At 66.6% G+C, this 20,395-nt stretch carries 20 protein-coding genes; 12 read left to right on the top strand and 8 right to left on the bottom strand.

Annotation, left to right across the window (positions count from 1 at the left end; translation table 11 throughout):
- Positions 1–221: 221 nt before the first annotated feature.
- The 3 genes from DNK89_RS12630 to DNK89_RS12620 all read right to left on the bottom strand — a co-directional run bounded on the left by DNK89_RS12630 (position 222) and on the right by DNK89_RS12620 (position 4,759).
- Positions 222–1,409 carry a hypothetical protein gene (locus tag DNK89_RS12630; protein ID WP_110960354.1) on the bottom strand — a complete coding sequence of 396 codons (1,188 nt, stop codon included), beginning with the start codon at positions 1,407–1,409 and terminating at the stop codon, positions 222–224.
- Between the two features lie 144 nt (positions 1,410–1,553).
- Positions 1,554–4,109, bottom strand: a complete 2,556-nt coding sequence (locus DNK89_RS12625; RefSeq protein WP_110960353.1) for an ATP-binding protein — start codon at positions 4,107–4,109, stop codon at positions 1,554–1,556.
- On the bottom strand, positions 4,109–4,759 hold the full coding sequence (locus DNK89_RS12620; protein WP_110960409.1) for a response regulator transcription factor: 651 nt from the start codon (positions 4,757–4,759) through the stop codon (positions 4,109–4,111). Before DNK89_RS12620 ends, DNK89_RS12625 begins: the two co-directional genes overlap by 1 nt.
- Positions 4,760–4,940: 181 nt before the next feature.
- On the opposite strand from DNK89_RS12620, the gene DNK89_RS12615 reads away from it, so the two are divergent.
- Positions 4,941–6,017 carry a hypothetical protein gene (locus tag DNK89_RS12615; RefSeq protein WP_110960352.1) on the top strand — a complete coding sequence of 359 codons (1,077 nt, stop codon included), beginning with the start codon at positions 4,941–4,943 and terminating at the stop codon, positions 6,015–6,017.
- A 129-nt stretch (positions 6,018–6,146) separates the two neighbouring features.
- Here DNK89_RS12615 and DNK89_RS12610 read toward each other — a convergent pair whose 3' ends face one another.
- From DNK89_RS12610 to DNK89_RS12600, 3 genes are all read right to left on the bottom strand, one after another.
- Positions 6,147–7,283, bottom strand: coding sequence for a peptidoglycan-binding domain-containing protein (locus DNK89_RS12610; protein WP_238990797.1), 1,137 nt, complete (start codon positions 7,281–7,283; stop codon positions 6,147–6,149).
- Positions 7,284–7,433: 150 nt separating this feature from the next.
- Positions 7,434–7,802 (bottom strand): DUF2237 family protein, encoded by a 369-nt coding sequence (locus tag DNK89_RS12605; RefSeq protein ID WP_015015773.1) that lies wholly within the window; start codon positions 7,800–7,802, stop codon positions 7,434–7,436.
- A gap of 46 nt (positions 7,803–7,848) precedes the next feature.
- Positions 7,849–8,328 (bottom strand): DUF421 domain-containing protein, encoded by a 480-nt coding sequence (locus tag DNK89_RS12600; protein ID WP_060985594.1) that lies wholly within the window; start codon positions 8,326–8,328, stop codon positions 7,849–7,851.
- A gap of 154 nt (positions 8,329–8,482) precedes the next feature.
- Here DNK89_RS12600 and DNK89_RS12595 point away from each other — a divergent pair, with 154 nt between their 5' ends.
- From DNK89_RS12595 to DNK89_RS12585, 3 genes are read left to right on the top strand one after another with little or no spacing between them, the layout of a single operon-like run.
- Positions 8,483–9,181: a DUF4197 domain-containing protein gene (locus DNK89_RS12595; protein ID WP_015015771.1), complete on the top strand. Its 699-nt coding sequence runs from the start codon at positions 8,483–8,485 to the stop codon at positions 9,179–9,181.
- A gap of 11 nt (positions 9,182–9,192) precedes the next feature.
- Positions 9,193–9,642 (top strand): YchJ family protein, encoded by a 450-nt coding sequence (locus DNK89_RS12590; RefSeq protein ID WP_110960351.1) that lies wholly within the window; start codon positions 9,193–9,195, stop codon positions 9,640–9,642.
- A gap of 50 nt (positions 9,643–9,692) precedes the next feature.
- The gene (locus DNK89_RS12585) at positions 9,693–10,346 is read left to right on the top strand and encodes an HAD family phosphatase (RefSeq protein ID WP_110960350.1); all 654 of its coding nucleotides are present in this window, start codon (positions 9,693–9,695) and stop codon (positions 10,344–10,346) included.
- A 44-nt stretch (positions 10,347–10,390) separates the two neighbouring features.
- Here the strand turns inward: DNK89_RS12585 and DNK89_RS12580 are convergent, their stop codons facing one another.
- Positions 10,391–11,077, bottom strand: coding sequence for a glutathione S-transferase family protein (locus DNK89_RS12580; RefSeq protein ID WP_110960349.1), 687 nt, complete (start codon positions 11,075–11,077; stop codon positions 10,391–10,393).
- A 176-nt stretch (positions 11,078–11,253) separates the two neighbouring features.
- Here DNK89_RS12580 and DNK89_RS24265 point away from each other — a divergent pair, with 176 nt between their 5' ends.
- The gene (locus DNK89_RS24265; protein ID WP_153064283.1) at positions 11,254–11,922 is read left to right on the top strand and encodes a hypothetical protein; all 669 of its coding nucleotides are present in this window, start codon (positions 11,254–11,256) and stop codon (positions 11,920–11,922) included.
- On the opposite strand, the gene DNK89_RS12575 is transcribed toward DNK89_RS24265, so the two are convergent.
- The gene (locus DNK89_RS12575) at positions 11,906–13,072 is read right to left on the bottom strand and encodes an AraC family transcriptional regulator (protein ID WP_203422253.1); all 1,167 of its coding nucleotides are present in this window, start codon (positions 13,070–13,072) and stop codon (positions 11,906–11,908) included. The two genes, DNK89_RS24265 and DNK89_RS12575, sit on opposite strands and share 17 nt — an antisense overlap.
- A gap of 106 nt (positions 13,073–13,178) precedes the next feature.
- On the opposite strand from DNK89_RS12575, the gene DNK89_RS12570 reads away from it, so the two are divergent.
- The 7 genes from DNK89_RS12570 to DNK89_RS12540 are packed head-to-tail and all read left to right on the top strand — an operon-like array spanning position 13,179 to position 20,394.
- Positions 13,179–14,909, top strand: a complete 1,731-nt coding sequence (locus DNK89_RS12570) for an AMP-binding protein (RefSeq protein WP_110960348.1) — start codon at positions 13,179–13,181, stop codon at positions 14,907–14,909.
- Between the two features lie 14 nt (positions 14,910–14,923).
- Positions 14,924–16,531 carry a carboxyl transferase domain-containing protein gene (locus tag DNK89_RS12565; RefSeq protein ID WP_110960347.1) on the top strand — a complete coding sequence of 536 codons (1,608 nt, stop codon included), beginning with the start codon at positions 14,924–14,926 and terminating at the stop codon, positions 16,529–16,531.
- Positions 16,532–16,548: 17 nt separating this feature from the next.
- Complete coding sequence (locus DNK89_RS12560; protein WP_238990796.1) at positions 16,549–17,421, top strand: S9 family peptidase; 873 nt, start codon at positions 16,549–16,551, stop codon at positions 17,419–17,421.
- A 10-nt stretch (positions 17,422–17,431) separates the two neighbouring features.
- Entirely contained in the window at positions 17,432–18,370 is a 939-nt protein-coding gene (locus DNK89_RS12555; RefSeq protein WP_161958937.1) for a dienelactone hydrolase family protein, read from the top strand.
- Positions 18,367–18,876, top strand: a complete 510-nt coding sequence (locus DNK89_RS12550; RefSeq protein WP_110960345.1) for a DinB family protein — start codon at positions 18,367–18,369, stop codon at positions 18,874–18,876. Before DNK89_RS12555 ends, DNK89_RS12550 begins: the two co-directional genes overlap by 4 nt.
- Positions 18,873–19,658, top strand: coding sequence for an enoyl-CoA hydratase/isomerase family protein (locus DNK89_RS12545; RefSeq protein WP_110960344.1), 786 nt, complete (start codon positions 18,873–18,875; stop codon positions 19,656–19,658). The genes DNK89_RS12550 and DNK89_RS12545 overlap by 4 nt, the downstream gene beginning before the upstream one ends.
- A 16-nt stretch (positions 19,659–19,674) precedes the next feature.
- Positions 19,675–20,394 (top strand): DUF4126 domain-containing protein, encoded by a 720-nt coding sequence (locus tag DNK89_RS12540; RefSeq protein ID WP_110960343.1) that lies wholly within the window; start codon positions 19,675–19,677, stop codon positions 20,392–20,394.
- Position 20,395 lies beyond the last annotated feature (1 nt).

The following is a 20,395-nucleotide window of genomic DNA, read 5'->3' as shown; positions in this document are numbered from 1 at the left end:
GCTAAGAGTCTTTGATCCATGTCCGCCTTGCACGCCAAAACGCCCCGGCTCTTCGTTGCAAATGTTCGCCATAGCCCGAGCTATGGCTGTGCTTTGCGCCTCGAACCGAGGCGTTTTGGCGCGCCTTTCGGGCTTGGCTCAAAAACTCTCAGCCTCTGAGCCTGCGCGCCACGGTGCCCGGCCCGTAGTGCGCTGGCCTTTCGGGCGCGGCCCCACAACGCTCAGCCCCTGAGGCGTAACTCGCGCTCCAGCAGCGCGAGCCGCTCGGGCTCGGCGTGGTGCCGGGCCACCGGCTGCACGCTGGCAAACACGGTGCGCCCCATTTCCGCGCGCCCGCTCCAGGCCAAGGCCAGCGCGTAGTCGCAGGTGCACACGGCCAGTGAGGGCCAGGCGCCCGGGGCCCTGCGCACCAGCCCCAGAAATTGCTCACACGCCTTGCCCAGGTGGCTGGCAGCCTCGCTTGCCCGGGCCGGGTCGCGCAGCGCGATCATGCCCCGCACCCAGTCGATGAATGCTTGCCCGTGGGGTGGCAGCATGGCGGGCTGTAGGGTGTCCACGAGGCGCTGCGCTTCGTCGGTGTGGCCCGCGCGGGCCTCGCCCAGGGCCAGGTCCAGCTGCAAAGTGGGCTCTCCCGGCCGCTGCGCTATCAGGTCGCGCAGGCGCGCGGTAAAGCCCGCATGGTCGCCCGTGGCCAGGGGCAGGGTGTAGATGCGTGACAAGAATTCGCCTTCGTCCGCTGGGCGCATGGGGTGGATGCGCAAGCGCAGGATGGCGGCGTCCACCCCTTCGGCGCGCGCCTCGAACCAGGCCATGCGCACGGCGGCGTCCCAGGCGGGCTGCCGCAAGAACGCATGCCGTTCGGCCGCGCGGGCCAGCCGCTGGGCCAGCACGTCCAGGCGGGGCATGTCGCCCGTGGCGTGCGCGTGCAGCATCTGCTGGTACATACGCTGAAACTGGTGCATGTAGGCAAACACCCCCAGCGGCGCCAGCATGGCCAGTACCAAAATGCCTTGCACCCACGGGCTCCACTGGCGCCACACGGCCAGCGCCACCAGGGCCGCGCACACCAGCAGCCAGGTGCGGTTGTTGCGCAGCAACTGCCGCAGCGTGGTCCACGGGCCGGGGTTCTCCTGGGCTTCGATCTGGTCGCGCGCCAGCTGGCGCAGCGCCTTCACGTCCAGGGTGCCCAGTGCGTCGTCCGCCATTTCGGTCATCGCACTGGCATACAGCCCGGAGGTGTGCAGCTGCACCTGGGTCAGCGGGGGCTGCTGCAGCGCCGCAATGGCCTGCATGGCTTCTTCGGCCGTCTGGGCATGCACGAAGCCCTCGGTGGGGCGGCCATGCGCATCCTGCGCCTGGTATAGCCAGCGGGGCTGGCTGGGCGGTGGGGTGGTCCCGGTGGTGGTCATGGTGTGGCTCCCTCCTGGTGTGACTTGCCAGCGTGTCGGTGTCGCCGGTCGATGGCTGCGGATGGTAGGGGGGCAGGGGATGGCTGCGTGCAGCGGGCAGACGGGCGGTGCACCGCTGGCGGACGGCCGGTGCTGTGGAAGGGCTTATTGGAAAGGCACGGGGTGCTGTTCCCGCTGGCTTTTGCCATGAGCCAGCCACTGGACCAGCACTGCGTGCAGCTCTGCGGGGTTTACCGGCTTGCGCAGCACCAGGTAGCCCTCGTCCTCGGCATCCCGCAAGGCGGGCGCGTCGAATTCGCCGCTGACCATCGCGCCCTGGGCGGCAGGGCAGCGTGCCAGCAGCGTGCGCAGGATGTCAAAGCCGCTCTCGCCCGAGCGCAGCCGCTGGTCGCAGAAGATGGCATCTGGCACCAGCCCTTCGTCGAGCCGGCCATGGGCTTCGGCCCCGGTGGTGGCATAGGCTGCCGCCACGCCCCAGGCTTCGAGCATGGCGCGCCAGGCCTTGAGCACCTGGGGGTCATCGTCCAGCACCAGGCATTGGCCCTGCAGCGGGCGGCTCGCCACGGCCTGGTGGTGCGCTGCGGCAGAGGTGGTGGGTGCCCCTGCATCGGTGGCCACATGGGCTGGCAGCCGCAGCCAGAAGCGCGAACCCCGCCCCGCCAGCGAATGCACACCATAGGCCGCCCCCAATTGCTCGGCACAGCGCGCCACCACGGCCAATCCCAGGCCGTGCCCGGCTTCGTCCATCTGGTCGGCCCGCGATCCCCGGTAGTAGGGGCTGAACACCCGGGCCTGATCGGCCGGGGCAATGCCAATGCCCGTGTCCCGCACCTCCACCAGCCAGCCGCCGCCGCGTGCGCGGGCACTCACCAGCACCTTGCCCTGCGGCGTGTAGCGGATGGCGTTCTGCACCAGGTTCGCCAACGCCTGGCGCAGCAGCACCGGCTCGGCCCAGACGGTGGCGCCACGGCGCGGCAGCCGCAGCCGCAGGGTCAGGCCCCCCAGGCTGGCCTGCTCGCGGAACAGGCGTACCACATCCGCCAGCAGCGCGCCGAGGTCCACGGCGGTTTTGTGGCCCAGTGGCTGCCCTGACTCCAGGCGCGACAGGTCCAGCAGCGCATTGAACAGCTGGCTCATGGCCTGCATGCTGGTGCGCAGGTCGGCCACCAGCGGACGCAGGACCGGGTCGGTATTGCGCAGGCTGATCGCCTCCACCATCAGGGACATGGCGTGCACGGGCTGGCGCAGGTCATGGCTGGCGGTGGCGAGGAACATGTTTTTCTCGGTCAGGGCGCTTTCTGCCTGTCCCCGGGCTGCGGCCAGGGCCTCGTTGGCCGTGCGCGTGCGGCGGTACAGCCAGAAGCTGGCGCCCGCCGCGAGCAGTGCCAGGGCCACCGCCGCCGCCAGTCCTATCTGCTGCATGCGGCGCACGCGCAGCTCGGCATCCTGCACCCGGTTGGCCTGCGCCAGCTGATCGATCTGGCGCTGGCGCTCAGCGCTGTCAAAGCGCTCCTGCAAGGTCGCCACGGCCTGGTCGCGCTCGGTATGGAACAGCTCCTTGGCCAGCGCCTGCTGCTTGCGGGTGGTGGCCATGGCTTCACGGTACAGGCCCGCTTGTTCATACATGCGCGACAGCTCGCCCAACAGCTGTTCTTCCATGGGCAGGGAACCCGCTTCATGCACAAACCGGATGCCCGCCTCCACCTCGTGCACACCGGCCGCAATGCGGCCTTGGCCCATGAGTGCAAAGCCCAGGTTGGCCTGCGCCAGTGCGGCGCCATTCAATTCGTGTGCGTCGCGGTAGGCGGCCAGGGCCTCGCGCATCACAGGCTCCGCCTCCGCATAGGCCTTGCGCTGCAGCAGGACGTCGCCCAGGTTGTTCAGCGCCGTGGCCTGAAGCCCGGCCAACCCTCCTGCGCGCGCAATCTGCAGGGCTTGGCGGTATGCCGCTATGGCCGTGTCGAGGTCGCCCTGCACGTTTTCGACATTGCCCCGGTGCAGGTGCAGCCAGCCCAGTGCTTGCCGGGCATCAAGCTTCTCAGCCAGGGGCAGCGCCTCGCGGATGGTTTGCAGCGCCCGCTCCGGGTTCTTCATGTCGAAATGCAGCAGCTCCAGATGGGTGCGCGACCGCAGCTCTGCCGTGACCGCCTGGCGGGGCAGCGTGCGCGACAGCTCCAGGCTGCGCAGCAGCTGGGCCAGTGCCTCTTCAAACTGCCCGTTGCCGCTGTGCAGCGCGCCCAGTGTCAGGTGGTATAGCCAGCGCACCCAGGGGTCGCCCACGGTCTCCGCCCCGGCCGCAACCTGCGCCAGCGCCTCCAGCCCCGCACGTGTCTTGCCCGCCACGGCCAGTTGCCGGGCCTCAAAGGCAGCGGCCAGCACCTGCGAGGACATGTCGTTCGACGTGGCCGCGAGCGCCTTCAGTTGCGCGATGGCGTCGGTCACCACAGGGGCCTGCCCGGTCTCGAAGGCGGCGTCTGCCAGCGCGGCAAAGTAGGTGCGCCGGATATCGACATGCGCCGCGCGGGCAAAGCGCGGGGCTGCCGCCTGCAGGGCCTGCACGGTCTCGGCGCTGTTGCGCTGCGACAGGGTCTGCAGGCGGTCCAGCTCGGCTAGGTCCTGGGACGGTGTCTGCGCGCCTGCGGACAGCGTTCCGAGCAGGCCCAGCGCAGTGGCCAGCACCCAGGGCCGCAAAAGGCGCATCAGGACAGCTCCAGCCGCCGCCCACGCAGCAGGGTGATGGCCTCCACCCGTGTGCGCACGCGCAGCCGCTCCAGGATGCCCGTCACGTGCTCTTTCACAGTGCTCTCTGCAATGTCGAGCTGCGACGCAATGCGCTTGTTGGGCAGGCCTTGCAGCACCAGCGCAAGGATCTGTCCCTGGCGTGCAGACAGGCCCAGCTCTGCCGGTGTCACCGGCAGGTCGCGGCTGCGCGGCGGCTGGCTGCCGATCTGGCCGGGCTCAAACCACACTAGGCCGCCCAGCAAGGCTTCCACCGCCAGGCCAAAAGTGTCGGGTGCGGCCTGCTTGTGGATGAAACCCTGGGCGCCCGCCTGCCGGGCCTGCGCCATCACCGCAGGGTCATCGTCGCCGCTGATCACCGCAATGGGGGTGCCCGGGCAGTGCGCGCGCACCTGCGCGATCAGGCCCAGCGCCGAGCCCTCGGCCAGCCAGAAATCAACCAGCACGATGGCTGGTGTGCCCCGCGTGCCCACCCAGCGAAGCAGGTCGTCCGCGCCGGAGGCCACCACCACGTCCATCTGCGGCATGCGGGCAAGCAGAAATTCGGCCATGCCGTGTGCCACCAGCGGATGGTCGTCGAGGATGAGCGCGTAAGGAGAGGAAGTAGACATGCGGGGGGGGGCGGGGAGGCAGCCCGGCGGGCGGCCCATACCGAAAGGTATGCCTGCGGGCAAATTCTGCCAAGTGTTCAGCAGGATGGACGGCGCGCAAACCCTACCAGCGTAGGGTTTCGCATGGGAGGGGGTGCTGCACAGAATCCGCGCTCCATTCACCATCACGAGGTTTCTGTTCATGACACGACAAGCCAGCGCAACGGGTGCCGGGCGCACCTGGCACCCCGCACGTCCTATCTTCCGCTGGGCCCCCCTGGGCCTGGCTGCCGCCTTGCTGGCGGGCTGCGGCGGCGGTGATGACAACAACGGCACGCCGCTGCCCAGTGCGGGTGCATTCAGCATCGGCGGCGCGGTCAGTGGTCTGGGTGCTGGCAAGACAGTGACGTTGCAGAACGCCGGCAAGGACGACCTGACGGTGAACGCCAATGGCAACTTCGTGTTCGCCACGCGCCTGGACAACGGCATTGCCTATGCCGTCACCGTCAAGACCCAGCCCAGCGGTCAGCGCTGCACCGTGACGGAAGGCACTGGCACGGCCACCGCCAATGTGAGCACCGTGCAGGTGCGCTGCGAGAACCTGGCGGCGGCCACCTACACCGTGGGCGGCTCGGTCAGCGGCCAGGCGGGCGGCACCGTGGTGCTGCAGAACAACGGGCGCGACGACCTGTCGGTTGCCAGCAACGGCGGCTTCACCTTCGGCACAGCGCTGGCGGGGGGCACGGCCTACGCCGTCACGGTGCGCACGCAGCCTTCGGGCCAGAGCTGCACGGTGCGCAACGGTACGGGCACGGTGGGGTCGGCCAACGTGAGTACGGTGGATGTGAGCTGCGCGACCGCCGCGCTGGGGCTGCCGGAGGGTGACTGGAAGCAGGGCCAGTGTTCCGTGGTCCGGCCTGGTGTGTGGGGGCGCGTGCTTTGGCGCATTGCCCGACAAAGCGATACCCGGGCAACGGCCGCACAAGGCGTCATGACCTATGCGACGGCCGACTGCTCGGGCCAGGGCACGATAGCGGGGCCGCTTACCGATCTGGGCGTGTTCAACTTCGACCGCAGCGGAACCACGGCAAGCGCCACAGCTTTCTGGAGCACCTGGGTGACGCCGTCGGGCATCACGTCGCGCTCTGTGTGGACTCGCAAGGGTGCCTATCTGTGCGTGTTCGGTGACAGTACCCCCACGGTGTTTCCCACGGCAGCCAGTGCAGAGGCTTACGCAGACCTCATCATTGCCAACAAGGCCTGCTACACGCAGAACTGAGGATGCTTGGGCGCTTCCTGGCAAGGGGGCTGCCCTATCGCCCATCGCATTCGATGTCTCCGCCGTGTGTGGAAAAGAGAGGCCGCCATGGATTGCCATGGCGGCCTTTTTCAATACTGAATCAGTTGGCTACTTTGACAACTCCGCCATCGTGGCCGCATCCAGTCTGCCCGACTGTGCGATGCGCCGGTCTTTCTGGAACGCGCGCAGTGCGGATGCGGTTTTGCCGCCCATGGCGCCATCGGGCGTGCCCGCGTTGTAGCCCAGCTCATTCAGGCGAGCCTGCGCGTCGCGCAGCGAAAGCCCGGCGGTGGCTCCATTGCTTTGCGCGGCAGTACGTGCGGCCGATGTCTGCGAGGGCGGTGCGGCGCCGTCCACACTCAGCCGCCCGCCGCCACCCAGGCCCTGGCCCTTCACCGTCTGGGCGCGGTAGTTGCGCAGCGACTGCACCATCTGGTTGAACGCATCCATGAAGGCGGCCGCAATCACCTTGCCTTCGGCCGTGTTGGAGTAGCCGCCCATGCGCGCGCCGCCCGAGCCGCCCAGGAGCTGCCCCATGGCGCCAAAGTCGGTCTTGGCGGCGCTGCCTTCCGAGGCCGCCACCTGCACGCCCGAGCGGTTGTCGGTGAGCGTGAGCAGCGCGCTGGCCTCCTTGGTGTTCATGCTGCCGCCAAGGGCTGCCAGCAAGCCGCCCGCGCGGCCACCGACCAGGCCGCCCAGCGATGCGGAGGCGCCGCCCGCGTTGTTGTTCTGGAACACGATTTCGGGCGACAGGCCATAGTCCGAGGCCACCATCTGGCCCTGGCCGAACTGGCTGCCCTGCCGCATTTCGCCCGACTGCATCAGCGCGCGCTCGCGCGTCATCGCGTTCATGCCGGCCGCACCCCGCTCCACCACCACAAAGCAGTTGGACTGCTGCACCAGCAGGCGCAGCAGGTTGGCCGTGGGGGGCAGGCGGTACTGGTCGCGCAGGATGGTGTACCAGCCGGCCTGCTGGTTTTCGATCAGCGAGACGGTACCCAGCGGGCTTTCGCAGCGCTCCAGCGAGTCGCTGGCGCCGGTGGACGCACCGCCCGCAGCGCTGCCGGTGGCCACGGTCTTGGCATCGGCGCTGCCCATGCGCATGTTGGTGGTTTCGCAGCCGCTCAGCAGGGCGGCAGCGGCCACGGCGGCGCTGACTGCGCACAGGCGCAGCGGGGTGGAGGAACGGGGCAGGTTGGCAGCGGCACGCGCGCGCCGCTGCGGGGCAGAAAGGGTGATGGTCATGGTGACGGATGTGGCCGCATGTGCAGCGAAAGGGAGGAACACAAAGTCCTGATCTTTCGCCGTGCGGCCAGCCACCGGCAACCCGACAGAAGTAGGGTGGCAGCAGCGTCACACCCGGCCCGGGTTGCGCTGCGGCCCGTGGCTGCTGGGTCAGCGGCTGGACAGCGCCGCGCTCTGCAACTGCGCCAGCGTCACAAACTCCAGCGCACGCGCATGGGTGCATTCCAGGATCACCGGCGGTGCCACGCCCGCCTCGTAGGCCTCCTTCCAGCGCAGGGCGCACAGGCACCAGCGGTTGTTGGGCTTGAGGCCTGCAAACCGGTACTCGGGCCGGGGGGTGATGAGGTCGTTGCCCCGCGACAGCGAGAAGTCCAGAAACGCCTGCGTCATGCGTGCGCAGATCACGTGGGTGCCGTGGTCGTGCTCGTCGGTGTTGCAGCAGCCATCGCGGTAAAAGCCGGTCAGCGGGTCGTAGGAGCAGGGCATCAGCATGGTACCCAGAACATTCAGTGCAGTCATATCGGATGGAGTGGTTGGGGCGGTAGCAGGTGCTGGGCGCGACGGGTCAGCTCTCGTCGCCACGGCGGCGCAGCACCACGGTGATCTGGCCGTTGGTCTCGATGGTGGCACGCTCCACCTCGTGCGCGTGCAGGCAGCCGCCGGCACGCAGCGCGGCCTCCACGTCGTCGCGGGTCAGCAGTTCCTTGCGCATCAGGGACTGGTTCAACTGGCCTTTGTCGATCAGCACCTGCGCCTGGCCGTCCACCCAGCGCCCGATGCGCGGAAAGTGAAACGCCAGCCGGGCCAGGGCCACGTGGCACAGCATCAGCGTGCTGGCCGAGATGAGCCCGCCCACCAGCGAGTTGTCGCCCGCGTTCATCGAGTTTTGCACCGCGTTCGACAGGATCAGCAGCAGGATCAGGTCAAACGGCTCGTACTGGCCCGTCTGCCGCTTGCCCGACAGGCGCATGAACACCAGCAAGAACAGATACACCACCACGCCGCGCACGATAAATTCCCACCACGGCACGCTCATTTCCCACATTGCAAGGTTCCTTGTTGGATGCTTGGGTGCTGGCAGTCTACGGCCTGCCGCGCCCCTTCGATGCGGTGAGCGAAAATCCCGCACTCACCGTCTCTGCGCGTTCCCGTGGCTGTCCATCGGGGGGCGCCCTTGCTCCTTCTGAAAGAACCGATCCATGCAACGCCGCCAATTCACCCAGGCCAGCCTCGCCGGGGCTCTGCTGTGCGCCACCGCGCAACATGCCTGGGCCCTGTCGCTGGGCAATCTGACCAATGCCGATGCCGCCAGCGGGCTCAAGGCTGCGCTCACCCAGGGCGCGCAGGCGGCCGTGTCGCTGCTGGGCCGCAATGACGGTTTTCTGGGCAACCCCAAGGTGCGTATCGGCCTGCCGGGCTACCTGGACGACGCCGCCAAGGTCATGAAGTCCCTGGGCCAGGGCAAGCGCATTGACGAGCTGGTGGTGTCCATCAACCGCGCCGCCGAAGCGGCCGTGCCCATGGGCAAGGACCTGCTGGTGGGCGCGGTGCAAAACATGACGGTGACCGACGCCAAGAACATCCTCACCGGCGGCGACAACTCGGTGACCGCCTTCTTTGCCGAGAAGACGCGCACGCCCCTGGGCCAACGTTTTCTGCCCGTGGTGAACCAGGCCACCGAGAAGGTCGGCCTCACGCAGAAGTACAACGCCTTCGCCGGCAAGGCCGCGAGTTTTGGCCTGCTGAAAGCCGAAGACGCCAACCTAGCGCAGTACGTCACCGGCAAAACGCTGGACGGCCTGTACCTCATGATCGGCGAGGAAGAGCGCAAGATCCGCCAGGACCCGGCCGCCGCCGGCAGCGCTATTGCCCGCAAAGTGTTTGGTGCCTTGCGCTGAGGGGCGTCACGATGTCTTTGCCCCGGCCTAACGACCCCTGCCCCTGCGGCCGCCTTGCGCCTGCGGGCCCGAGTGGCAACAAGGGAAAAGGTGCTACCCCCTTGCCATTCGCCAGCTGTTGCGGCCGCTACCTGGTCGAGCCTAGGTTGGAGGCCATGGCAGCCCCTGATGCCGAAAGCCTCATGCGGTCGCGCTACACCGCCTTTGTGTGCGAGCGGGCCGACTACCTGCAAGCCACCTGGCACGCCAGCACCCGCCCGGCCACGCTGGACTTTGATGCCGAGGCCAAATGGCTCGGGCTGGACGTGCGCCGATACGCCACCACCGATGCCGACCACGCCGTGGTCGAGTTTGTGGCCCGCTACCGTGTCGCCGGGCGTGCCGTGCGCCTGCACGAGACCAGCCGTTTTGTGCGCGAGGGCGGGCGCTGGTTCTATGTCGATGGAGACCTGCATGGCTGAAATTCAAGCCAAAACCACCCCAGGCGCTAGTGCAACATGCCTTGATAGCTATGAAATTTGAAGCAATCCTGTTTGACTGCGACGGCGTTCTGGTAGACAGCGAGCCCATCACCAACGGCGTGCTGCGCGACATGCTGGCCGAGGCCGGGTGGGTGCTGACACCCGAAGAGTGCATGCGCCTCTTCATCGGCAAGATGGTGCGCAGCGAGGCCGCGCGCATTGAGCACCACACCGGCCGCCCGCTGACCGACGAATGGATGTCGGCCTTCTACGCGCGCCGCAACGCCGCACTGGAGTCGCAGCTCACCGCCATCGAGCACATCCACGGCGCTGTCGAGCGCGTGCACGCCCACCACGATGGGCGCATTGCCTGTGCTTCGGGGGCCGACCGTTTCAAGGTCGAGATGCAACTGGCCAAGGTGGGCCTGGCGCCGTACTTTGCGGGCCGCATTTTCAGTGGCCACGAGATGCCCGCCACCAAGCCCGCACCCGACGTGTATCTGGCTGCCGCCGCAGCGCTGCAGGCCGCGCCCACGCGCTGTGCAGTGGTCGAAGACACGGTGACCGGGGTGACCGCTGGCGTGGCGGCCGGGGCCACCGTGTTTGCCTACGCCCCGCTGGACGACGGCGCCGCGCTGCGTACTGCGGGCGCGCAGCACGTGTTTCGCAGCATGGCGGAGTTGCCAGAGCTGCTGGGCTGCTGATCTCAGAACCTGTTTGCGCCCTCCGCGCGATCGCAAGGAAGCGTTCAGGGTTGCGTATCGGGTGCGGGCGTGGTGGGCACGCCTTGCTCTTCAGCGGCACGCACCTGTGCGACCATCGCTCGCTGGTAACCGGGCCGTTGCTGCAGCCGCTGCCAGTAGGCCTGCGTGGCCGGGCCAAATTGCCCGCTTAGCCCCAGGTGCTGCGCCAGCAGCAGCGCATAACCCACCGCCACATCCGCCGCCGTGAAGCGGCCTGCGCACAGGTAGTCGCTGGCGCCGTGGGTCAGCGCCGTCTCCACAGCGCGCAGCCGTGCCAGAAACCAGCGGCTGTAGTCTTCCACCACCTGCGGCTGTTGGCGCTCTGCCGGTTCAAAACGCCCGTAGCGCAGCACCAGCGTCTGCGGAAAGGTCAGCGTGGCATCGCTCATGTGCAGCCAGTTCAGGTAGGCGCCATACGCCGGGTGCGTAGGTGCCACATCCAGCCCCGCGTCGGGGTGTGTGGCGGCGAGGTACTGGCACATCGCCGCCGATTCGGTCATGCGCACCTCGTTCGGTGCGGCGCCCTGCACCAGCAGCGGCACCGTGCCCAGAGGGTTCTCGTCCAGAAACCACCGCGCCTTGGCACGCGGTGGAAAGGGCAGCATGTGGAGCTGGTAGGGCAGTTGCAGCTCTTCGAGCATCCACAGGGGGCGGAAGGAACGGGCGCTGACGCAGTGGTGGAGGTGGAGCATGGGGAGAACGGGGTTCAGTTGAACATGAGCCAGTCAAATCTATCCATCCTACCTAGCGGCCTGTCTCGTTGTATCGGCGGCCTCCAGTTCCGAACAAAAACCGCTTTGTTCGTTGAGGTAACCAGCCAGAGAATGCCCAGAGATCGTAAATATCAACTTTTAGCGAGCGTCCATACATGAGTACACCTGACTTTGCAGCACGCTGCGCGCAACTCTTGGAACGAGGGCAATTGTTCGCCCGTCGCATTCGCAATAATCAATACGGCCCTGAGTATTGGTTTGATGCGCGAGACATACCAGATGGACATGCATGGATAGCTTCAGTAGCAAATTTTTTTGCGCTTACAGCGATTCCAGGAAGCTATTTCACAGAAGAGGTACGTCGGGTTGTCGAGCAAGGAGAGCTGAAGGGAGGCGTGCCGCTGCACGCGATACAGAAGCTCATCGGTCTATTGGCGTCCATATCAGATGAGATGCAGAACGGATTACTCCGCAAAGTCGAATACATCTTTGTCGCCTCAACCTTTGATGACTTTCTCACTCACGCGGCAGACTTTCATAGAGCTGGAAAAAAGACGGAATCCTCTGTGCTATGCAGCGCAGTTTTCGAAGATGCCGTGCGCAAGTTGGCTGAAAAAGTAAGCGTTCCTCAGGCTAGTAGATCACTGGATGCTGTGATTGATGACCTTGCAAAGCAGGGCTCCATAACCCCCGTCAAATCCAGGCGATGGAAAAGCTATGCGGCAGTACGTAATAAAGCACTTCACGCTCAATGGGATGACTTCGATCTTCGAGATGTGGGAGAAATGCTCACAGGCACGCGAGAAATCATTGAGGCGCTTTAAATAGTTCTCTTTTTGTCCCTATTCCCGACTCAATCTTTCGAAACTCCGCGGGCGACTGCCCCGTCCACCCCCGAAACGCCCGGATAAAACTCTTCTCGTTCTCAAACCCCGCTGCCTCCGCCACCTGCTTGATGGGCCGTTGTGTGCGGTGCAGCAGCTCCACTGCGCGGGTGCGGCGCACCTCGTCTTTCAGGCCCTGTAGCGTGGCGCCTTCTTCCTTCAACTGCCGGTGCAGCGTGCGCGGCGACACGTGCAGCAGCGCGGCCAGGGATTCGGCGCTGTGCTGAGGCAGGGCGTGGGCGGGCTGGCCGGGCAGCGGGGCGGCCAACAACTGGCGCACGCGCTGCACCAGCAGGCGGTCGCGGCGGTAGTGCAGCACGGTCAGCGGCAGGGCGTGCTGCAGCATCTGGCGCAGCGCTTGTTCGTCGCGGCGCAGGGGCAGGTGCAAGTAGCGGGCGTCGAAGTGGATGGCGGTGCGCGGTGCGTGGAACGTGACGGGGCCCCGGAACAGCACGGCATAGGCATCGGCGTGCGGCGGGGCATCAAACGCAAATTCGGCAGCGATGAGGGGGATGCGCGAGTCCACCATCCAGCAGGCCAGGCCGTGGGCATTGCGCAGCACGGACACCAGGCAGAACTCGCGCAGCGCGCCCAGGTCGCGGGCCTCGGTGATGGCCAGCGTGGCGGTGTCGCCGGTGGTGGTGAGGTGCAGCGCAATGTCGTCGGCCAGCAGGCCGTGGTGGCGGCACCAGCGGGCCAGGGCCACCTGCAGCGTGGGTGAGCTGATGCTGGCACGCGCCAGCATGCCGTAGCTGCCCCAGGGCAGGCGGCGGCTGAACCAGCCCAAGGCCTCGTCGTCTAGCTCCTGCATGGCGGCGTCGGAGATCTGTTCCATCTGCCAGGCGGTGATGCGGGCGCTGTCGTCTTGCAGCAGCTGCGGCGCAATCTGTGCCTGGGCCAGGGCGCGTTCGGGGCTCATGCCGCGCCGTTCATAGGCCAGAACAATGGCGCGCACGAACGCGATGGGCGTGGCCGCCGGTGCGATGGGCGTCGCTGCGGGGGCTGTGGCGGGAGCAGGCAGGCGGTGGGCGATAGAGGCAGGTGATTTCACGTTACAGAGTGTGCCAGTCGTGGCACGATTTGCAACCATTGTGGCAACCCGGCCGGGCCGTGGGCTTCTATGCTTGCCTATGCTTTCGAATGGCTCGCCCTGCGCGCTCTGCCCGCGCTGGCCGGATGACCGAGGAGACAAACCCGTGACGACTGCAGCCGCAAAACAATCCGCACCGCTGGTAGACAGCTACGCCCGTGGCGCTACCGATGTTCCCCTGATCGAGCAGACCATCGGCGCCGTCTTTGCCGACATGGTGGCCCGCCAGCCCGAGCGCGAGGCGCTGGTCAGCGTGCACCAGGGCCGCCGCTACACCTACGCCCAGTTGCAGACCGAGGCGCACCGCCTGGCCAGCGCGCTGCTGGGCATGGGGCTTACCCCCGGTGACCGCGTGGGCATCTGGTCGCACAACAACGCCGAATGGGTGCTGATGCAGCTGGCCACCGCGCAGGTGGGCCTGGTGCTGGTCAACATCAACCCGGCCTACCGCACGTCTGAGGTGGAATACGCGCTGAACAAGGTGGGCTGCAAGCTGCTGGTGACCATGGCCCGCTTCAAGACCAGCGACTACCTGGGCATGCTGCGCGAGCTGGCGCCCGAATGGCATGACCAGCAGCCGGGGCAACTGGGCTCCGTGAAGCTGCCCCACCTGAACACGGTGGTGTGGATCGATGAGGCGGGGCAGGGCGCCGACGAGCCCGGCCTGATGCGCTTTACCGACCTGCTGGCACGCGGCAACGCGGCCGACCCGCGCCTGGCGCCCATTGCAGCGACGCTGAAGGCCACCGACCCCATCAACATTCAGTTCACGAGCGGCACCACCGGCTTTCCCAAGGGCGCCACGCTCACGCACCGCAACATCCTGAACAACGGCTTCTTCATTGGCGAGTGCATGAAGCTCACGCCCGAAGACCGGCTGTGCATTCCCGTGCCGCTGTACCACTGCTTTGGCATGGTGCTGGGCAACCTGGCGTGCTTTACCCACGGCGCCACCATCGTGTACCCCAACGACGGGTTTGACCCGCTCACCGTGCTGCAGACGGTGCAGGAAGAGCGCTGCACTGGCCTGCACGGCGTGCCCACCATGTTCATTGCCGAGCTGGACCACCCGCGCTTTGCCGAGTTCAACCTGAGCACGCTGCGCACCGGCATCATGGCCGGATCGCCCTGCCCCACCGAGGTGATGAAGCGCGTGGTGGAGCAGATGCATCTGCGCGAGATCACCATCGCCTACGGCATGACCGAGACCAGCCCCGTGAGCTGCCAGAGCAGCACCGACACGCCGCTGGACAAGCGCGTATCGACCGTGGGCCAGGTGCAACCACACCTGGAGGTGAAGATCGTGGACCCGGACACCGGCGCCATCGTTCCCGTCGGCCAGCGCGGCGAGTTCTGCACCCGGGGCTACTCCGTCATGCACGGCTACTGGGGCGACGAGGCCAAGACCCGCGAGGCGATTGACGAAGGCGGCTGGATGCACACCGGCGACCTGGCCACCATGGACGCCGAGGGCTACGTGAACATCGTGGGCCGCATCAAGGACATGGTGATCCGCGGCGGCGAGAACATCTACCCGCGCGAGATCGAAGAATTTCTGTACCGCCACCCCCAGGTGCAGGACGTGCAGGTGGTGGGCGTGCCCGACCAGAAGTACGGCGAAGAACTCTGCGCCTGGATCATCGCCAAGCCCGGCACGAAGCCCACAGAAGACGACATCCGCGCCTTCTGCAAGGGCCAGATTGCGCACTACAAGGTGCCGCGCTACATCCGCTTTGTCACCAGCTTCCCGATGACGGTGACGGGCAAGATCCAGAAGTTCAAGATCCGGGAGGAGATGAAGGACCAGCTGGGCCTGGAAGAACAGAAAACCGCTTGAAAGAGCAAAACCGTATGACCATTCTCGACACCCAACTCAACGCCCGCTCGGCGGACTTTTTGGCCAATGCCGCCGCCATGCGCACGCTGGTGGATGACCTGCGCGCCCAGCTCGACAAGGTGGCCCAGGGCGGCGGTGAAGCCGCCCGCGCCAAGCACACCGCACGCGGCAAGCTGCTGCCGCGCGAGCGCGTGCAGATGCTGCTGGACCCCGGCACGCCGTTCCTCGAACTCGCACCGCTGGCTGCGCTGAACATGTACAACAACGACGCACCCTGCGCGGGGCTCATCGCGGGCATTGGCCGCGTGAGCGGCGTGGACTGCATGATTGTGTGCAACGACGCCACGGTGAAGGGCGGTACCTACTACCCGCTCACCGTCAAGAAGCACCTGCGCGCGCAAGAAGTAGCGCAGCAGAACCACCTGCCCTGCATATACCTGGTGGACTCGGGCGGCGCGAACCTGCCCAACCAGGACGAGGTCTTTCCGGACCGCGACCACTTCGGCCGCATCTTCTTCAACCAGGCCAACATGAGCGCCATGGGCATCAGCCAGATCGCGGTGGTGATGGGATCGTGCACGGCCGGCGGGGCCTACGTGCCCGCGATGAGCGACGAGTCCATCATCGTCAAGAACCAGGGCACCATCTTTTTGGGTGGCCCTCCACTGGTGAAGGCCGCCACGGGCGAGGTGGTGAGCGCTGAAGACCTGGGCGGTGGTGATGTGCACACGCGCTTGTCGGGCGTGGCAGACCACCTGGCGCAGAACGACCTGCACGCGCTGCAGTTGGCACGCAATGCGGTGCGCAATTTGAATAAAAACAAGCCGCAGGCGCTAGTGGATCATGCGCCGGTAGCTCCTAAATTTGCAGCAGAAGAACTCTATGGCGTGATCCCGGTGGACACGCGCAAGCCGTTTGATGTGCGCGAGATCATTGCCCGCATCGTCGATGGCAGCGAGTTTGACGAATTCAAGGCGCGCTACGGCACCACGCTGGTCACGGGCTTTGCGCGCATCGAGGGGATGATGGTCGGCATCATCGCCAACAACGGCATCCTGTTCAGCGAGTCGGCCCTGAAAGGCGCGCACTTCATCGAGCTGTGCTGCCAGCGCAAGATTCCGCTGGTGTTCCTGCAGAACATCACCGGTTTCATGGTGGGCCGCAAGTACGAGAACGAAGGCATTGCCCGCAACGGCGCGAAGATGGTCACGGCCGTGGCCACTGCGAGTGTTCCCAAGTTCACCATCATCATCGGCGGCAGCTTTGGCGCAGGCAACTACGGCATGTGCGGCCGCGCGTACAGCCCCCGCTTCCTGTGGATGTGGCCCAACGCACGCATCAGCGTGATGGGCGGAGAGCAGGCCGCGGGCGTGCTGGCCACGGTGAAGCGCGATGGCATCGAGGCCAAGGGCGGGCAGTGGAGCATGGAGGAAGAAGAAGCCTTCAAGGCCCCCATCCGTCGCCAGTATGAAGACCAGGGCCACCCCTACTACGCCACGGCCCGCCTGTGGGACGACGGCGTGATCGACCCCGCCGACACCCGCCGCGTGCTGGCGCTGGGCCTGGCCGCCACGCGCAACGCGCCGATTGAAGACACGAAGTTCGGCTTGTTCCGCATGTAAGGGTGGTAGAGATGCGCGTGTCTTTTGGTCTGGCTTGGGGTGTGGCGTTGGCGGTGCTGGCTAGTGGCACGCATGCCCGCGTGCTGGAGGAGGAGATCGATGTGCCCGTGCAGGTGAAAAACACCTGGGGCAAGCAGATCGCCCAAAACATTCGCGTCACGGTCTGGTCTGACGACACCAACCCTCGGCCCGCGCCGATTGCGCTCATCAACCATGGTCGCGCACCGGATGCGCAAGGTCGTTCCAGCCTGGGGCGGGCGCGCTACACCGATGCGTCGCGTTACCTCCTGCGCCGTGGTTTTGTGGTGGCCGTGCCGACCCGTGTGGGCTACGGCGTGAGCGGCGGCGAGGACGTGGAGGACACGGGGGCCTGCAACAACCGCAACTACCCGCCAGGGTTCGACGCCGCAGCCGTGCAAATGCTGGCCGCACTGGACGCTGTGCGCCAGCGGCCGGACGTCGCTCCCGACAGGGTGTTGGTGGTCGGACAGTCGTTCGGTGGCGCCAGCACTGTGGCCTTGGCCGCGATGAATCCGCCCGGATTGGTGGCGGCCATCAACTTTGCAGGCGGCAGTGGCGGCGACCCCAAGGGCCGGCCGCAGAACCCTTGTTCGCAGCCTGCGCTGGAGCGCACGTTTCAGGCGTACGGTGCGCAGGCCAAGGTGCCCATGCTGTGGATCTACACCGAAAACGACATGTATTTCGGCCCCCAGCTGCCCCGCCAGTGGCACGCTGCGTTCACCAAGGCAGGCGGCAGGGCGAACTTTGTGCAGTTTCCGCCGCATGGGGAGGATGGGCATTCCCTTTTCACGCGTTTCCCGCGCGTTTGGCAGCCGGCCGTGTCCGAGTTTCTGGATGCGAACGGGTTCCCCGCCGCCGTTGCGCGTTGACTTGTCTGCCATGACGTTCGCCATCTACCTCTCTCCTCGCAAGGCCTTCGCCGCGTTGGCTCTTGTTGTCGCCTGCGTTGGCGTCTGCACTGGCGCCGCATGGGCCCAGTCGCCCGCTGGAGAGCCTGCGGCGCTGCACCAGGTGGAGTTGCCTTTGCCTTCCGGTACCGTGCTGCGTGCCCATTGGTGGCCAGCGCCCCGGCCGTCATCCGCGCAGGCTATTGCGTCTGCACAGCCGGCTGTGCTGGCGCTGCATGGCTGTGGTGGCCTGTATGCCAAGGCGGGCGTGCTGTCTTCACGCTACCGAGAAACGGTTGAAACGCTGCACGCCGCAGGCTATGCCGTGCTGATGCCCGACAGTTTCGGGTCGCGCGGGCTGCGTGATGTGTGCCAGACCCGCTACAGCGACCACAGCCTGAATGTGAACGACCGAGTGCAGGACGCGCGCGCTGCCCTGCTGTGGCTGGCCGCGCAGCCCGGCGTGGATGCGCGGCGTATCGGCGTGATGGGCTGGTCCAACGGTGGCACCACCACGTTGAATCTGCTGGTGCAGCGGCACACCCATGCGCGCGAGGGCGAGCCGGCACTGGCCGGTGCGGCGGTCTTCTACCCGGGCTGTGGGCCCTTGCTCAAACACCGGGCCGAGGCGGAAAGTGTTCCGCTGCTGATGCAGCTCGGTGCGCTGGACGACTGGACACCACCCCAACCCTGCGTGGACTGGGCCGGCACGCTGAAGACCCGCGCTGGAAGCGACGTGACGGTACACGTGTACGAGGGCAGCTACCACGGCTTTGATGGAACCGCGCCTGTGCGCTTGCGTGGCGACGTGCCCAACGGCTCGTCGCCCTATGGGGTGCACCAGGGCGGAAATCCCGCAGCGCGCGTTCAGTCGTTGGCCGCGCTGCAATCTTTTTGGAAACGGGTGTTTGGCACCCCTGCTGCGCTATGAACGCAACCGATCATTTCACCCAGCTCGCGCGCTACAACGTGTGGGCCACGGCGCGCCTGCTCGATGCCGTGCGGGCCCTGCCCGACGGGGCCTACCGGCGCGACGTAGGCCTCTTCTTCAAAAGCATCCATGGCACGCTCAATCACCTGCTGGTGGGCGAGCACCATCTGTGGTTTGTGCGCTTTGCCGAAGGCATCTCGCCCAAGGTGGCCCTGGATGCCGAGCTCGAGACCGACCGCGCGCAGCTCGATGCCCGGCTGCGCGAAGGCGCGGCCCGCTGGGCGCCGTTGATCGCGTCGTTCTCGCCCGAGCGCTGGAGCGGCACGCTCGACTACACCACCATGCGCGGCACGGCGGCATCGCTGCCGTTTGCGGTCACGCTGGCGCATGTGTTCAACCACGGCACACACCACCGGGGCCAGATCACTGCGGCATTGACCGCGCTGGGCCAGCCTTGCCCCGAGCTGGACCTTGTCTACTTTCTGCAAAACCCGTCCAAGCCATGAGCAGCCAGAACCTTTCCATCACCCAGACCGGCGCCGTGGCGCGCATCACGCTCACGCAGCCGGAGATTCGCAACGCGTTCAGCGACGAAGTCATTGCCGAAATCACCGCCGCCTTCATCGATGTGGGTGGGCGCGCCGATGTGCGCGCCGTGGTGCTGGCGGCCGAAGGCCCGGCCTTTTGCGCCGGTGCCAACCTCAACTGGATGCGCCGCATGGCCGACTACACGCGGGACGAGAACATCGCCGACGCGGGCAAGCTGGCCGAGATGCTGCGCGTGATCTACGAATGCCCCAAGCCCACCATCGCCCGCGTGCAGGGCGATGTGTACGCCGGCGGCATGGGCCTGGTGGCCGCGTGTGACATGGCCGTGGCGGTGGACACGGCGGGCTTCTGCCTCAGCGAAGTGAAGCTGGGGCTGATCCCCGCCACCATCAGCCCTTATGTGATCCGCGTCATGGGCGCGCGCGCTGCGCACCGCTACTTTCTCACCGCCGAGCGTTTTGGCGCGGCTGAGGCGCTGCGCATCGGCTTTGTGCACGAGGTGGTGGCTGCCGACCAGCTCGACGCCAAAGTGGACGAACTGCTCAAGGCCTTGACCACCGCCAGCCCCAACGCCGTGCGCGTGTGCAAGAAGCTGGTGATGGATGTGGCCGAGCGCGAGATCAACGCGGGCCTGATCGCCGCTACCGTGCAGGGCATCGCCGACATCCGCGCCAGTGATGAAGGCAAGGAGGGCGTGCAGTCTTTCCTCAATAAGCGCAAGCCCAACTGGTTGGGCTGACTGGTAACTGCAGGCCATGGACACCCTCTGGTTCAACATCGTGCAGTGGCTCCACACGCTGGGGCTGCATGTGGATGGCGGTACCGCGCGTGCTGTGGGCGATGCGGCTGCCACGGCGACCGCGAAGCTCGACATGCCCAGCCTGCTGGCTTTGGCCGCCGCGCTGGGCTGGGCCAGCGGCTTTCGCTTGTATGCCGTGGTGTTCCTGGTGGGAATGATGGGCGTGCTGGGCTGGATGCCATTGCCTCCCGGCTTGGCCGTGCTGCAGAACCCTCTTGTGCTGATCGTGAGCGGCGTGCTGCTGATGGTGGAGTTTTTTGCCGACAAGGTGCCGTGGGTGGACAGCGCCTGGGACGCCCTGCACGCCTTCATCCGCGTGCCTGCGGGTGCGGCCCTGGCCTTTGGCGTGTTCGGCGCCGACAACGCCACCCTGGCCGTGCTGGCGGGGCTGCTGGGCGGATCGCTCTCGGCCACCGCGTTGGCCACCAAGATGACCACACGGGCGGCAGTGAACACCTCGCCCGAGCCGTTTTCCAACTGGGGGCTGTCGTTCTTTGAAGACGGCCTGGTGGTGGCCGTGGTGTGGCTGGCCACGCAGCACCCGGTGGCCTTTGGTGTGGCGCTGGTGGTGATGGTGGCAGTGTCGGTGCTGCTGCTGGTGGTGCTGTTCAAGTTTCTGCGCGCCGTAGTGCGGCGCTTGTCTTCTATCTTTTCTGGTTCTGCCAAGGTGGCTTAAA

The sequence above is a fragment of the Acidovorax sp. ST3 genome (genome assembly GCF_003231145.1).
Taxonomy (GTDB): domain Bacteria; phylum Pseudomonadota; class Gammaproteobacteria; order Burkholderiales; family Burkholderiaceae_C; genus Acidovorax.
Note: the sequence above shows the minus strand (reverse complement) of the source record. Positions and strands in the feature narration are given on the sequence as shown.